Source organism: Streptomyces koelreuteriae, assembly GCF_018604545.1.
In the GTDB taxonomy this organism is placed as follows: domain Bacteria; phylum Actinomycetota; class Actinomycetes; order Streptomycetales; family Streptomycetaceae; genus Streptomyces; species Streptomyces koelreuteriae.
This window is the reverse complement of record NZ_CP075896.1, coordinates 3117725-3133041: the sequence shown is the minus strand read 5'-3', so window position 1 is coordinate 3133041 and position 15317 is coordinate 3117725. Positions and strand designations below refer to the sequence as shown.

The 15317-nt window shown below is 72.0% G+C and carries 10 protein-coding genes; 8 read left to right on the top strand and 2 right to left on the bottom strand.

All coding sequences use genetic code 11. The annotated features are described in order from the left end of the window. The first annotated feature begins 110 nt into the window (after positions 1-110). The 6 genes from KJK29_RS13740 (at position 111) to KJK29_RS13715 (ending at position 10212) form a co-directional block, all read left to right on the top strand. The gene (locus tag KJK29_RS13740) at positions 111-1880 is read left to right on the top strand and encodes a serine/threonine-protein kinase (RefSeq protein ID WP_215119336.1); all 1770 of its coding nucleotides are present in this window, start codon (positions 111-113) and stop codon (positions 1878-1880) included. Between the two features lie 105 nt (positions 1881-1985). Next, positions 1986-3200, top strand: a complete 1215-nt coding sequence (locus KJK29_RS13735; RefSeq protein ID WP_215119334.1) for a serine/threonine-protein kinase — start codon at positions 1986-1988, stop codon at positions 3198-3200. Between the two features lie 81 nt (positions 3201-3281). Continuing rightward, positions 3282-4955, top strand: coding sequence for a serine/threonine-protein kinase (locus KJK29_RS13730; protein WP_215119329.1), 1674 nt, complete (start codon positions 3282-3284; stop codon positions 4953-4955). Between the two features lie 71 nt (positions 4956-5026). Continuing rightward, a complete protein-coding gene (locus KJK29_RS13725; RefSeq protein WP_215119327.1) occupies positions 5027-6634 on the top strand; it encodes a serine/threonine-protein kinase in 1608 nt (535 codons plus the stop codon). A 144-nt stretch (positions 6635-6778) separates the two neighbouring features. Then, entirely contained in the window at positions 6779-8407 is a 1629-nt protein-coding gene (locus tag KJK29_RS13720) for a succinic semialdehyde dehydrogenase (protein ID WP_215119325.1), read from the top strand. A gap of 17 nt (positions 8408-8424) precedes the next feature. Further along, the gene (locus tag KJK29_RS13715; RefSeq protein WP_215119323.1) at positions 8425-10212 is read left to right on the top strand and encodes a GMC family oxidoreductase N-terminal domain-containing protein; all 1788 of its coding nucleotides are present in this window, start codon (positions 8425-8427) and stop codon (positions 10210-10212) included. 91 nt (positions 10213-10303) lie between these two features. On the opposite strand, the gene KJK29_RS13710 is transcribed toward KJK29_RS13715, so the two are convergent. Further along, positions 10304-11287 carry an LAETG motif-containing sortase-dependent surface protein gene (locus tag KJK29_RS13710; protein WP_215119322.1) on the bottom strand — a complete coding sequence of 328 codons (984 nt, stop codon included), beginning with the start codon at positions 11285-11287 and terminating at the stop codon, positions 10304-10306. A gap of 212 nt (positions 11288-11499) precedes the next feature. Here KJK29_RS13710 and KJK29_RS13705 point away from each other — a divergent pair, with 212 nt between their 5' ends. After that, positions 11500-12636, top strand: coding sequence for a hypothetical protein (locus KJK29_RS13705; RefSeq protein WP_215119320.1), 1137 nt, complete (start codon positions 11500-11502; stop codon positions 12634-12636). A 464-nt stretch (positions 12637-13100) separates the two neighbouring features. Here KJK29_RS13705 and KJK29_RS13700 read toward each other — a convergent pair whose 3' ends face one another. Then, positions 13101-13394: a chorismate mutase gene (locus KJK29_RS13700; protein ID WP_215119318.1), complete on the bottom strand. Its 294-nt coding sequence runs from the start codon at positions 13392-13394 to the stop codon at positions 13101-13103. Positions 13395-13736: 342 nt separating this feature from the next. Here KJK29_RS13700 and guaA point away from each other — a divergent pair, with 342 nt between their 5' ends. Next, complete coding sequence (gene guaA, locus KJK29_RS13695) at positions 13737-15317, top strand: glutamine-hydrolyzing GMP synthase (protein WP_215119316.1); 1581 nt, start codon at positions 13737-13739, stop codon at positions 15315-15317.

Genomic DNA, 15317 nt, shown 5'->3' with positions numbered 1-15317 from the left:
CAGGCGACAACCGTCACAGTGCGGTCACCGTGGTACCCCGCTTGTTCCCTGGGGAGGGGCGGGTCCTTACGCTGACCCTGTCAAGACCATTGCGGGGCAACGTGAATCAGATGCAGGGCCAGCTCGTCGCGGGCCGCTACCGGCTCGCCGACTCCATCGGCAGCGGCGGCATGGGCCGGGTGTGGCGCGCCCATGACGAGGTGCTGCACCGGTCCGTCGCCATCAAGGAGTTGACGGCAGCCCTCTACGTCTCCGAGAGCGAACAGGCCATTCTCCTGGCGCGCACCCGGGCGGAGGCGCGGGCCGCCGCCCGGATCAACCACTCGGCGGTCGTCACGGTGCATGACGTGCTGGAGCACGACGGCCGCCCGTGGATCGTGATGGAGCTGGTCGAGGGCCGCTCGCTGGCCGACGCGGTCAAGGAGGAGGGGCGCGTCGAGCCGCGGGAGGCGGCACGCGTCGGCCTCTGGGTGCTGCGGGCCCTGCGCGCCGCGCACACCGCCGGTGTTCTGCACCGCGACGTCAAGCCGGGCAATGTCCTCCTCGGCCGCGACGGACGGGTCCTGCTCACCGACTTCGGCATCGCCCAGATCGAGGGCGACACGACCATCACACGGACCGGCGAGGTCGTCGGCTCCGTCGACTACCTGGCGCCCGAGCGGGTGCGCGGCCACGACCCGGGTCCGTCCTCCGACCTGTGGGCGCTGGCCGCGACGCTCTACACCGCGGTGGAGGGCCGGTCGCCGTTCCGCCGCACCACCCCGCTGACCACCATGCAGGCGGTGGTCGAGGAAGAGGCCGCCCAGCCGCAGCACGCCGGTCCGCTCGGGCCCGTCATCACCGCCCTCCTGCGCAAGGATCCGGCCACCCGCCCCGACGCGTCCGAGGCCGAGCAGATGCTCGCCGAGGCGGCGGAGGGACGGCAGCCGAGCGGGGCGCAGGCGTACGTCCCGACGCAGTACGGGGGGACGCCGTACCGGGACGCCCACAGCGGCACGGGCACGGCGGGCACGGGCATGGGCGTGGGCACGACCGGCCAGGGCCTGCGTGCGGGTCCCTCCGTCACCGGCTCCGGGTCGCACACCCGCACGCCGCTCCCGCCGCTGGCCGGAACCCCCGCCACCGGCACCCCCGTCCCCGGGACGCCGACGTCCGGGACCCCCGTCGTCGGCCATCCGACGACCGGTCCCACCACGGTCGGTCCGACGGCGACGGGCCCGCAGCAGCCGAGTTCGGGTTCGGGCCGGCGCCGTCGGCTGCGCACGCTCGCCCTCGTCGTCGCGCTCGCGGCCATCATCGGCGGGGGCACCGCGGTGGTGCTGCAGCAGTGGAACGAGGACCGGCAGACGCCGGGCGGCGCCTCCGCCTCCGCGGATCCCACGAACACCCAGCAGCCCGGCGGATCGGTTCCCGACAGCTGGGTCCGCCACGACGACCCCGCGGGTTTCAGCCTCTCCCTGCCCAAGGGCTGGAAGCGCAAGCCCTTCAGCGAGCAGGGCGAGCTCAAGCAGATCGACTACACGCCCGACGGCGGACGGCACTTCGTCCGGATCGCCATCGACACCTCCCCGGACTTCGCCGACCCGTACGCACACCAGCTCGATCTGGAGCAGCAGCTCCAGCGGCTCTACGACTACAAGCGGGTCACCCTGGAGCGGAACGTCTACCGCGACCGCGAAGGCGCCCTGTGGGAGTACACCTGGACCGCGCGCGCGAAGGACACCCCGTTCCCCGGGCCGCGCCGCGCCATCGAGGAGACGTACGTCGCCCGCGACGGCACCGAGTACGCGCTCTACATGTCCTCGCCGGCGGCGGACTGGGCGAAGGCGCGCAAGCAGTTCACCTCGCTGCTCCAGGGCTGGCAGGAGAAGACCTCCTGACGCGCGGGCCCGTTCGCACCGAGCCCTTCTGACACGGGCCGTCTGTTTCGGCCACCCGCGAGCGCCGCCCCGGAGCCGGTCCGTCCGGTGGGGCATGATTGCCGCATGGGGACCGAGGGGCACAACACGCGTGTCATCGCGGGCCGCTACCGGTTCGAGGAGAGACTCGGGCGCGGTGGCATGGGCGTGGTGTGGCGGGCGACCGACCAGCTTCTCGGCCGGGGCGTGGCCGTCAAGGAGCTCCCCTACGACGAGACGCTCTCCGCGGCGGAGGCGCGTCGGCAGCGGGACCGTACGCTGCGCGAGGCCCGGGCCGTCGCCCAGCTCAGCCATCCGCACATCATCGTCGTGCATGACGTCGTCGAGGACGACGAACGCCCGTACATCGTCATGGAGCTGATCGAGGGCGGCTCGCTCGCCGACCGGCTCGCCCACCGTGGCCCGGTCGACGCCTCCGAAGCGGCCCGCATCGGCATCGCCCTGCTCGGCGCGCTGAGCGCCGCGCACGCGGCCGGTGTGCTGCACCGCGACCTCAAGCCGGACAACGTGCTGCTGGAGACCGGAACCGACCGCGTCCTCCTGACCGACTTCGGCATCGCCCAGGTCGCCGGAACCCCCACCCTCACCGAGAACAACTCCTTCGTCGGCTCGCCCGAGTACACCGCGCCCGAGCGGATGTCGGGGGCCAGGACCGGGCCCGAGTCCGACCTGTGGTCGCTGGGCGCGCTGCTGTGCGCGGCCCTCAGCGGCGAGTCGCCGTTCCGCCGCGACTCCCTGGGCGGCATCCTGCACGCGGTCGTCGCCGCCGAGATCCGGCCACCCGCGCAGGCCGGGCCGCTCCTGCCCGTCGTACAGGGCCTGCTCGAACGCGATCCGGACCGGCGGCTGGACGCGGACCGGGCGGAGCGGATGCTGCGGGCCTTTCGCGAGACGGGCCGGACGCCGGAGGTGCCGCCGCCCGGGTATGTGCCGACGGTCCGGGACGCGCCGCGCGGCCGGTCGCGCAAGGCACCTCAGGACAGCGCGGGCCGGCAGCCGTTCGCGCCGCCGGCGGGCATGCCCGCCCCGGGCCGGCTCGCCGAACAGCTGATGCGGCAGCCCACCCGGCGGGTGCTCGTGGCCGCGCTGCTGGTCGCCGCGATGGCCGGGGCCGGGGTGTCCGCGGCGGCGCTGCTCATGGACGAGGGCGGTGAGCCGGGAGGAGGCCCCACGCCGACGAGTTCGGCTCCCGGGACGCCCACGACCCGGCCCTCCTCCCCGAGCGCCCCCGCCCCCACGACCACTCCCGCCAGCTCCCCTACCGGCACAAACGGGAGATAAGCCCCGGGCCGGGTCACGGGTCTGTGACCGGTTCGCGGCATTGGTGGATACGTAAGCGCTTGGCGCGATATGGATGACCTCATGAGCAGCAGCGGGGGATCCAGATCCGGGGCCGACGAGCCGACAAGTTTTGTTCTGCAACCGCCCAGTCCGCCTGCGTCGGCGCCGGCGCCGGTTCCTGGCAACCCCTATGCGACGCCCACCCAGGTCGTGCCGCCCCAGTCGGAGAGCGCGGTGCCGGCGGCGACGGAGACGGCCGAGGATCCCGGTGCCGGGCGTCTCATCGCCGGGCGCTACCGGCTGATCGCCAAGCTCGGGCACGGTGGCATGGGCACGGTGTGGCGGGCCCAGGACGAGACGGTGGACCGGGAGGTCGCCGTCAAGGAGCCCCGCGTCCCGGATCATCTTCCCGAACGCGAACGTGCCAACGCCTTCGAGCGGATGCGCCGTGAGGCACGTGCAGCGGCCCGGCTCGACCACCCGGCGGTGGTCGACGTCCACGATGTGGCGGTCGTGGACGACCAGCCGTGGATCGTGATGGAGCTGGTGCGGGGCCGGTCGCTGGGCGACGCCCTCCAGGAGGGCACCCTGTCCGCGCGCGAGGCCGCCCGGATCGGCCTGGAGGTGCTCGGCGCGCTGGAGGCCGCGCACGCGGCGGGCGTCCTGCACCGCGATGTGAAACCGGACAACGTGCTGCTCGGCCGCTACGACCGGGTCGTCCTCACGGACTTCGGCATCGCCCAGATCGAGGGCGAGACCAACCTGACGGACACCGGCGGCTTCGTCGGCTCGCCCGAGTACATCGCGCCGGAGCGGGTGCTGGGCCAGCGCCCGGGCCCGGCCAGCGACCTGTGGTCCCTGGGCGTGGTGCTGTACGCGGCGACCGAGGGCGTCTCGCCGTTCCGCCGCAGCAACACCCCCGCCACGCTCCAGTCCGTCCTCAACGCCACGCCCGCGCCGCCCGCCTCCGCCCCGGGCCCGCTCGCCGAGGTCATCACGGGCCTGCTGCACAAGGATCCCGCCCGCCGCCCGAACGCCGCACAGGTGCGCGCCCGGCTGGAGGCGGCCGCGAACCCGCCCGCCGCCCAGCCCACCCAGACCGTCCCGGTCACCGGCCAGGGCGACGGCGGCCGGGGTGTCCGGCTCGGCCGCGGGGCGTGGACCGGACTCGGCGTGGCCGTCGTCGTCGCGGCGGTGACGGCGGGCCTGATCATCGCGGACCCGTTCGCCGGGCCGCTGCCCGACGGCTGGCAGACCAAGCGGGAGAAGGGCCTCGCCGTGTCGCTGGCCGTCCCCGACGAGTACCGGCGGACCGTGCCCGACCCGGAGAAGGACCAGGGGCACTGGGTCACGTACACGGACTGGAGCGGCAGCGTCTGGATCGGCCTGACCCTCGACAGGAAGGCGGAGGACACCGGCAGCAACATCGCGGGCTCCGCGGCCGCCGAGATGTACGACGACGACAGCCGGTTCAAGGAGAGCGGCAGCTACGACCTGGACATGCCTCAGAATCCGAGGACGAACCCCAGGGTGACGACGTACAGAGACAAGAAGGCCGCCGAGAACACCGTCGGCTACGACACCGACGACAGCGAGAACCCCCGCCCCCGCGAACTCCGCATGTTCTACTACCGGACCCCCGGCGGCGACATGTACAAGCTCACCGTCAGCTACCCGGGCAAGGGCGACTTCACCGACCGCGGACGTGAGGTGGCGAGCACGGCGATCGCGAACCTGGACATCGACGGGACCTGAACACGCCCCTCCAACACCCCTGGAAATGACCCGCGTCGACAACCGCCCGCCCCGCACGGTACTGATGGGGCATGAGCAACGACGGGGGCGGGACGGGCGCCCAGGGCCGGCTGATCGGCGGGCGCTACCGGCTGATCGAGCCCATCGGCTCCGGCGGGACGGGCACCGTCTGGCGGGCCCGCGACGAGCTCGTGCAGCGTGAAGTCGCCGTCAGACAGCCCCGGTTGCCGGGCGGCCCGCGGGACGAGAGCCACCGGCGCGCGGCCCACCGGCTTCACCGCGAGGCCCGGGCCGCCGCCCGCGTCGACCATCCCGCCGCCGTCACCATCCACGACGTGGTCGTGGAGGCGGAGCGGCCGGAGGAGCGCTCGGGTCCCACCGGCCCCGACGAGCTCGACGGGGCCGAGGTGCTCGACGGACTCCCCTGGATCGTCATGGAGTCGGTCCGGGGCGAGTCCCTGGACGAGACGCTCCGGCGCGGACCCGTCGACGCGGTCGAAGCGGCCCGGATCGGCCTGGCCGTCCTCGGTGCCCTGCGCGCCGCGCACTCCGTCGGCATCGTGCACCGGGACGTGAAACCCGCCAATGTGCTGCTCGGCCCCGAGCGGCGCGTCGTTCTCACCGACTTCGGCATCGACCAGGCGGGGGGCAAGGAATTCCTCGAGGCCGCCGGGGAGTTCGTCGCCCCCGAGCGGCTGTCCGGCCGTATCGCCGGGCCCGCGTCCGACCTGTGGTCCCTGGGGGCCCTGCTGTACACCGCCGTGGAGGGCTCGCCTCCGTTCCGCCGCGCCACGCCGGAGGTGACTCGCGCCGCGATCCTCGCCGCCGAGGCGCCCGAGGCGCCCGAGCCGCCCGAGTCGGAGCGGGCCGAGCCGGAGCGGGCCGGACCGCTCGGGCCGCTGATCGTCCGGCTGCTTGCTCACGACCCCGACGGGCGGCCGGACGCCGAAGAGGTCGCGAAGGAACTGGAAGCGGTGGCGGGGCCGACGGCGGCCGAGCCCATACCGGAGTTCACGCAGGAGACGCCGAGGCTTGAAGAGACCGCCGAACCGCCGGAGGCCGGCCCCGCCGAGCGGCACGACGCACCCCCGAAGCGCCAGAGCCTCCTCCGCCCCGCCCCCCTCGCCCTCCTCAGCGCACTGCTCGCCGGCGGCATAGGCGCAGCCACCCACCTCGACGGCACCAGTACCGCCGAGAGCGCCGAACAGACCGCCGACACGGCGGACACCTGGACCCCGCACCACGAGCCGGACCTCGCGGCCGTCCTCCATCTCCCGCGCCCCTACCGCGAACTCGACCGGACCGGCAGCGCGACCGACCAGCCCCGCACCGTGCTCTACGGCGACGAACGGGGCGGCACCGTCCAGGTCCGCCTTCTCCTCTGGGACCGGGCCCCGGGTTCCCCCATGGACCAGGCCCGCGAGGAACCCGTCGTCCCGGGGGACACCCGCTACACCCGCACCAGCGTCCAGGGCCACGACGCCGCCCTAGCCGACACCCCCTACCAGACGGACGAGGGCCCGAGGCGGCTCACGCGCGTGCTGATCCGCACCGGCGAGGACCGCATGTACGAACTGCGCGTCGACATGCCCCGAGGCACGGCCGAGGAGCAGGAAGGCACCTCGGTGTTCGAGGGCGCCCGGGACCGGCTCGGGCTCGGGCCTGGCACGGGATCGTAAAAGGCCGAATCACCCCGACTGCCACCGCACAACGCCCTGATCAGGGTGTTTGTTGCCAGCAGCCACTGGCGTCGTGTGTGTACTCGGTGAAGCCGTATTACCGACGGGTACCCAAAGCCTCCGCCGGGGCATACCCTGCGGCTCATGACGGACGCGCACGCCCCGGAGAAGACCGGCACGGCACAGACCGGCACGAACCCCCTCGCCCCCGCCCCGGAGGGCGCCCGCACGGCCGCCGACGTGGTCACCCCGGAGCTGGTCGCCCAGCTCACCAAGGGCGTGGTCGGTTCAGGTCGCACCGCCAACCACACGCCGTTCACCGGGGAGAAGCTGGCCGAACTCCCCGAGTCGACGCCCGAGGACGTGGCGAGGGCCTTCGAACTGGCCCGCACCGCCCAGGCCGTGTGGGAACAGACGCCCGTACGGCAGCGCGCCGCCGTCCTGCTCCGCTTCCACGACCTGGTGCTGGAGCGCCAGGCCGAGGTGCTCGACCTGATCCAGCTGGAGACCGGCAAGGCACGGCTGCACGCCCACGAGGAGGTCCAGGCCGTCGCGGTCGCCGCCCGGCACTACGGCCGCAAGGCCCCCGCCTACCTCCGGCCCAAGCGGCACGCCGGTGCCATGCCGACCCTCACCAAGGTCACCGAACTGCGCCACCCGCGCGGTGTGATCGGCCAGATCGCCCCCTGGAACTACCCCCTGGAGCTGTCGGTCGGCGACGCGATCCCGGCCTTCGTGGCGGGCAACGCGGTCGTCATGAAGCCGGACACGGAGACCTGCCTCACCGCCCTGTGGGCCCGTGACCTGCTCATCGAGGCCGGCCTGCCCGCCGACGTCTTCCAGGTCGTCCTCGGCGACGGCCCGGTCGTCGGCCCCGAGGTCGTCAAGCACGCCGACTACGTCTCCTTCACCGGCTCCACCCGCACCGGCCGCGAGGTCGCCCGGGGCGCCGCCGCCCGGCTGGTCGGCGTCTCCCTCGAACTCGGCGGCAAGAACGCCATGCTGGTGCTGGAGGACGCCGACATCGAGAAGGCCGCCGCCGGCGCCGTCCGCGCCTGCTTCTCCTCCGCCGGGCAGCTCTGCATCTCCATCGAGCGGCTGTACGTCCACGAGTCGGTCGCGGACGCCTTCCTGGAGCGCTTCGCCGCCCGTACGAGGGCGATGCGCCTGGGCACGTCGCTGGCGTACGGCGCCGACATGGGCTCCCTGGTCGGCGAACGCCAGCTGGAGACCGTCACGCGCCATGTGGAGGAAGCGGTCGCCAAGGGCGCGAAGGTCCTCGCCGGCGGGACGGCCCGCCCGGACATCGGCCCGTACTTCTTCGAGCCCACGATCCTCGACGGCGTCGAAACGGAGATGTCCGTCTGCGCCGAGGAGACCTTCGGCCCGGTCGTCTCGATCTACCGCTTCAAGGACGAGGACGAGGTCATCGAGCGCGCCAACGCCACGGCGTACGGCCTGAACTCCTCGGTCTGGACGAAGAACGGCCGACGCGGCCAGGAGGTCGCCGCCCGGCTGCGCACCGGCACGGTCAACATCAACGAGGGCTACGCCCCCGCGTACGGCAGCGTCCAGTCGCCCATGGGCGGCATGAAGGACTCCGGCCTCGGCCGCCGCCACGGCTCCGAGGGCATCCTCAAGTACACCGAGGCCCAGACGGTCGCCCACCAGAGGGTCCTCCCGATGGCCCCGTCCCTGGGCATGGACGACGAGAAGTACGCCCAGTTCATGAGCAGGAGCCTCCGCCTGATGAAGGCGTTCCGGTTCCGGTGATTCAGCGAGGAGACCACGTGCCTCAGGACGTTCACGACTACGACGTCATCGTCGTAGGCTCCGGCTTCGGCGGCTCCGTGACCGCCCTGCGCCTCACCGAGAAGGGCTACAAGGTCGGCGTCCTGGAAGCAGGCCGCCGCTTCACCCGCGAGTCCCTCCCCAAGAACTCCTGGGACCTCAAGAACTACCTCTGGGCGCCGAAACTCGGCATGTACGGCATCCAGCGCATCCATCTGCTGGGCAACGTCATGGTCCTGGCGGGCGCGGGCGTCGGCGGCGGTTCCCTCAACTACGCCAACACCCTCTACGTCCCGCCGAAGCCGTTCTTCGAGGACCCGCAGTGGCGGGACATCACGGACTGGCAGGACGAGCTGAAGCCGTTCTACGACCAGGCCCGGCGCATGCTGGGCGTGCGGCTCAACCCGACCATGACCCCGTCCGACGTGCATCTGAAGGCCGCCGCGGAGCGCATGGGCTGCGGCGACTCCTTCCATCTCGCCCCGGTCGGCGTCTTCTTCGGCGACGGCGAGGACGCCGACGGCACGGCGAAGGCGAAGCCGGGCCAGGAGGTGCCCGACCCGTACTTCGGCGGCGCGGGCCCGGCCCGCAAGGCCTGCGCGGAGTGCGGCGAGTGCATGACCGGCTGCCGCCACGGCGCGAAGAACACCCTCAACGAGAACTATCTGCACCTGGCCGAGAAGGCCGGTGCCGTCGTCCACCCCCTGACGACGGTCGTCTCGGTCACCGACGACTCGCGCGGCGGGTACGCCGTCGCCACGCTCCCCACCGACGACCGTCGCAAGGCGAAGGGCCGCACCTACACGGCCCGCAAGGTCGTCCTCGCCGCCGGCACCTACGGCACGCAGACCCTGCTGCACCGCATGAAGGCGGGCGGCCAGCTGCCGTACGTCTCCGACAAGCTGGGCGAGCTGACCCGTACCAACTCCGAGGCGCTGGTCGGCGCCCAGACCGACGACCGGCGCTACCGCAAGGTGCACGGCGCCCGGAAGGCCGACTTCACGCGGGGCGTGGCCATCACGTCCTCGATCCACCCGGACGAGAACACCCACATCGAGCCGGTCCGCTACGGCAAGGGCTCCAACTCGATGGGCGGCCTGTCCATCCTCCAGGTCCCCTACGCCGGCCACGGCTCGGGCTCCTCGCGGGTCCTGGGCTTCCTCGCCCACGCGGCGAAACACCCCTTGCTGGTGCTGCGTTCCCTGTCCAACCGCCGCTGGTCGGAGCGGACCATCATCGGCCTGGTGATGCAGTCGCTGGACAACTCCCTGACGACGTATCTGAAACCGTCGGGCGCCGGCCGCGGCCTGCTCACCGCACGCCAGGGCCACGGCGCCCCCAACCCCAAGCAGATCAAGGCCGCCACGGAGAGCGCCTCGGCCCTGGCCGCCGAGATCAACGGCTTCGCGGGCTCGAACGTCGGCGAACTGATGGGCACCCCGCTCACCGCCCACTTCCTGGGCGGCTGCCCCATCGGCGCCTCCCGCGAGACCGGCGTCATCGACCCGTACCACCGCCTCTACGGCCACTCCGGCATCTCGGTGGTCGACGGCGCCGCGGTCTCCGCCAACCTGGGCGTCAACCCGTCCCTCACCATCACCGCCCAGGCCGAGCGGGCGATGTCGTACTGGCCCAACAAGGGCGAGCCCGACCTCCGCCCGAAGCAGGGCGCGGCCTACGAACGTCTCCAGCCTGTCGAGCCCAAGTCCCCGGCGGTCCCGGCGGACGCGTTCGGCGCGCTGCGGCTGCCGTTCCTGGGCGTGCCGTCGGTGCCGCCGAAGAAGTAGCCGAAGCCGACACGGCCGACGCAGAGAAGAGGGACCTGCGCCCCCCTCCGAGCGCAGGTCCCTCTTCCGTCTTGCGTCAAGCTCTGGCGTCCTACGCCTGCGCACCGGCCTTGCGGCGACGCACCACGAAGATCGCACCGGCACCGGCGACGACCGCGGCACCGCCGACGAGGCTGATCATCGGCAGGGCGGAGCTGGAGCCGGTCTCGGCGAGGCTGCCGGTGACCTGCGGCGTGGTGCCGCTCGGCTTCTTGTCGGTGACGGGCGCCTTGCCGCCTTCCTGCGGCTTGGTGCCACCGGTGTCCGTACCGGCGGAGACGATCTGGAACTTGTAGGAGACCTCACCGACGCCCACGCATTCGGCGTCGTCGTCGCTGTAGATCGTCGCGCCGAGCGAGAAGCCGGCGCCGACCGGGGCGGACTTGCTGACGTTGAGGCGCAGCGGGATGTTGACCTCGTAGTCGGGCTTCAGCTCGTCGGTGTAGCCGACGTAGCCGACCGCGAGGCCGTCCTCATTGAGGTCGACCCAGATCTTGTCGTCCGGGTCCCAGGCCTGGAGCTGGACCTGCTTGCTGGAGAACAGGTTCGTGCCGGCCTTGTCGGCGGAGGCACCGGCGTAGAAGTCGAGGTCGTTCAGCGTGGAGTCGGAGTTGTTGAGCACGTTCAGCGAGAACTTGTGCCAGCCGCTGCCCGCCGAGATCTTGCCGGGCAGGCCGCTGATGCCGACGTCGACCGTGGTGTCCTTGCAGATCGAGGGCTCGGGGTCGGGGGACTCCGACTCCTCGGGCTCGGACTCGGTGGGCGCCGGGGAGGACTCGCTCGCGGAGGCGCTCGGCGAGGTGGACGTCTGAGGAGCGGACTCGCTCGCGGACGCGCTCGGAGTCGGCGTCGTCTCGGGCGTGGACTCACTCGCCGACGGCGAGGGGCTGCTGCTCTCGGTCGCCGACTCGCTCACGGAGGTGCTCGGAGTCGGCGTCGTTTCGTCGGTCGCGTACGCGGCCGGTGCCGCGAGCAGTGCCACCGGGGCTATGACCGCCGTAGCGGCCGCTGCTGCCATGGCGCGGCGAAGCTTCATGAAGACCTCGGAGAGTCCGGCGTACCGCAGGGCGCGGTACGAACGTTGGTGAGGCCTCCGCGTGTGGGGCGCGGGAGTGCCCGTGGTTCTGCAGGTTTGATCCGTGAAACCTGTGAATGGTTGCGCTGGCATTCACAGAATTTTTATGTGGCCTGAGTCACGCCCATGACCTTCTTGTGAAGGCGCTTGCCGAACGCCTAGAACTGATCCTCGTGTCTGACAAGCCGTCCGACGGTCATCCGTCGGCCTCCGATATCCCCGACGACGTCTGGGAACAGTTCACCCGCGACACCGAACGGGACATCCGCGGCTCCGCCCCGAAGGAACCCTCCGCGCGGGCGCGCATGGTCACCGAGCGGTTGCGCCTGCAGGAGGAGCGGGGCGAGGTGCCCCCGGGGTGGCGTACCGGCCCCGTACCGCCGGAGTCGAACCGCCGGGCGGGCCGCCGCCGCACGCTGTGGACCGTTCTCGGGGTGGCGGTCGCCGTCACCGTGGCCGTGGTGGCCCTGAAGCCGTCGCTGCTGCCCGGTGACCCTTTCGGTACGGGTGAGTCCGGGGCCGGCGAGGCCTCGTCCCTGCCCGCCGAGACGGCGGCGCCCACCAGCGCGCCCGGGGCGTCGGACCCCGAAACCCCCACCCTGGACAAGCCCTTCGCCGGTTCCCCGGCGCTGAGGTGGGCCGACGGCGAGGCCGGCATCGTCCTGCCCGAGGCGAAGGCCGTCGGCGCGGTTTCCAAGGACCGTGTGGAACAGGCGCTGAAGCTGACGAAGAAGCTGCTGGTCGCCGCCAACCTCGACCCGGCGACGGTACGCGGCGAGCGTCCCGAGGCGGCGCTCGATGTGCTCGACCCCAAGCAGCCGGGCCTCCTCGACAATCTGAACACCGCCCTGCGCTCCCCGAGCGACAAACACGACCCGCTGACGATGTTCAGCCGTTTCGACCCCGACGAGATACGTCCGGTCGGCGACGTGATCAAGACGCGCGGGCGCATGACGTTCGAGAAGGGCTCGCACGCGGGGGTCGCGGTGCGCGCCGACTACACCTTCGTCTACCCCGTCATGCGCGCCGACGGTTCGACCGAGGTCACCCGCACGATCGTGCGCAGGGTCCTCGACGTCGAACTCGCCGACCCCACCCGCTACCGGGTCACCGAGGGCCGGCTGACCGTCCGGGAGTACGACGAGGAGGTCGGCAACTCCGCCTGTGACGTCCACGACGGCTATCTGCACCCGGAGTTCCCGTCGAACCGGGACAAGGGCACCGACCCCACCGGTCCGACGACGGACCCGTACGACCGGAGCAAGGTCCTCGACGACGGTGCCCCCTGCGGGACCGTGACCCGCACCTGAGCAGGCAGTCACAACAGGTCAGCCACGAAACGCGGTCACGAAACGCGGTCACGAAAGCATGAGCGAAGGGCCCCGCGGGGTGGAGCCGCAGGGCCCTTCTTCTCGTCAGCACCGACGTCAGGGCAGCGCCGGTGCCTGGAAGCGGCGCCGGGGGGTTGCGCCGCTGGTCTCGAGTCTTGGCCATGTCCGCCGGGCGGCCCCGGGCGTCCCCGGAGCCGTCCGTTCTCTTGGGTGACCGGGCTGCTGTCCCCTGCCGTCCGGTCACTTCCCTGGAGCGAGGTCCCACGACGCACGGCACGATCCGTACGTCTCATCGCTCCAGTGAGCCACGCGTGGTTCTTTCGGGCCCGCCCCTGGCTGGCACGGACAACGAGACCAACGAGGGGGCCCGGGGCCGGTCACGCGCCGGACGGGTGAGAGGGGTGCGTACGTCTGTCCCGGGAACGCGGATTCCTCCGCCGGACTCAGATCCTGCCCCGGCACAGCTCCAGCAGGGTCATCGCCAGGGCCGTGCCCGGCTTGCCCAGCGCGTCCCTGTAGTGGCCGAGCACCTCCATCTCGCGGGAGAGGTTCACGCGCCGGCCCCCGGAGGTGATCCGCGCCTCCTGGATGACGGCCGATACCGCCACCCGTTCCTGGATCAGGCCGATGATCCGGTCGTCGAGCGCGTCGATCCGCTCACGCGCGCCGGTGATCACCTCGGCGGCCTCGGGGGTGCGGGCGCCGGTCACGTCGCCGGTGGTGGTGGGAACGGTCATGGGAGGGGCTCCTCGTCGTCTGGGGTGCCCCGGAGCGGCAAGGCCCGGACGACGACAGACGCCCCGGGCCTTGTCGGCCCGGGGCGCCTGGGAAGTCGCTTGTCAGTTGCTCAAGCAGCACGACCATGGCAGCCGGCGGGCCGGATGCCATAGGTAAAGCGGAAGGTCTGGTGCGTGAGCATGGCGCTCAGTATGCCCTGGGCCGGCGCGGCGTCCAAGCGGGTTCGCATGGTGAGACACGGCTGCCGGAGCCCGGACCGTCCGTGCGCGGGACGCTGCCCACGAGCACCTCGGTAGAATCGGGTGGCACAAGACCCCCGCCCCACCGCCGGAAGGCACCCCGTGTCATCAGCGACTCCCGCTGCCAACGCCCCCGACACCGTCCTGGTCGTCGACTTCGGCGCGCAGTACGCCCAGCTCATCGCCCGTCGTGTCCGCGAGGCGCGGGTCTACAGCGAGATCGTGCCGAGCACCATGCCGGTCCAGGAGATCCTCGCCAAGAACCCCGCGGCGATCATCCTCTCCGGCGGCCCCTCGTCGGTCTACGAGGAGGGCGCCCCGAGCCTCGACCGCGCGATCTTCGAGGCCGGCGTCCCCGTCTTCGGCATGTGCTACGGCTTCCAGCTGATGGCGCGCACCCTCGGCGGCACCGTCGACAACACCGGAGCCCGCGAGTACGGCCGCACCGATCTGCACGTCTCCAAGGCGTCCTCCACCCTCTTCGAGGGCACCCCCGTCGAGCAGGCCGTCTGGATGTCGCACGGCGACGCCTGCTCCGCCGCCCCCGAGGGCTTCTCCGTCACGGCCTCCACGGACGTCGTGCCCGTGGCCGCCTTCGAGAACGACGAGAAGAAGCTCTACGGCGTCCAGTACCACCCCGAGGTGATGCACTCCACGCACGGGCAGCAGGTGCTGGAGCACTTCCTGTACCGGGGCGCGGGCCTCACGCCGAACTGGACCACCGGCAACGTGATCGAGGAGCAGGTCGCCGCGATCCGCGAGCAGGTCGGTGACCGGCGCGCCATCTGCGGGCTGTCCGGCGGCGTGGACTCCGCCGTCGCCGCCGCCCTCGTCCAGAAGGCCATCGGCTCCCAGCTGACCTGCGTGTACGTTGACCACGGCCTGATGCGCAAGGGCGAGACCGAGCAGGTCGAGAAGGACTTCGTCGCCGCGACCGGCGTCCAGCTGAAGGTCGTGGACGCCGAGGAGCGGTTCCTCAAGGCGCTCGCCGGGGTCTCCGACCCCGAGGAGAAGCGGAAGATCATCGGCCGCGAGTTCATCCGGGTCTTCGAGCAGGCCCAGGCCGAGATCATCGCCGACCAGGGCCCGGCCGTGGAGTTCCTCGTCCAGGGCACCCTCTACCCGGACGTGGTCGAGTCCGGCGGCGGCACCGGCACCGCCAACATCAAGTCCCACCACAATGTGGGCGGTCTGCCCGAGGACCTCGAGTTCAAGCTGATCGAGCCGCTGCGCCAGCTGTTCAAGGACGAGGTCCGGATGGTCGGCCAGGAGCTCGGCCTGCCGGACGAGATCGTCCAGCGCCAGCCCTTCCCCGGCCCGGGCCTGGGCATCCGTATCGTCGGCGCGGTCAGCAAGGAGCGCCTGGACCTGCTGCGCGAGGCCGACGCCATCGCCCGCGAGGAGCTCACGGCGGCCGGCCTCGACCGGGACATCTGGCAGTGCCCGGTGGTCCTGCTCGCGGACGTCCGCAGCGTCGGCGTCCAGGGCGACGGCCGTACGTACGGCCACCCGATCGTGCTGCGTCCCGTCTCCTCCGAGGACGCCATGACGGCCGACTGGTCGCGTCTGCCGTACGACGTCCTGGCGAAGATCTCGACCCGGATCACCAACGAGGTGCGCGACGTCAACCGCGTCGTCCTCGACGTGACGTCGAAGCCGCCGGGGACGATCGAGTGGGAGTGA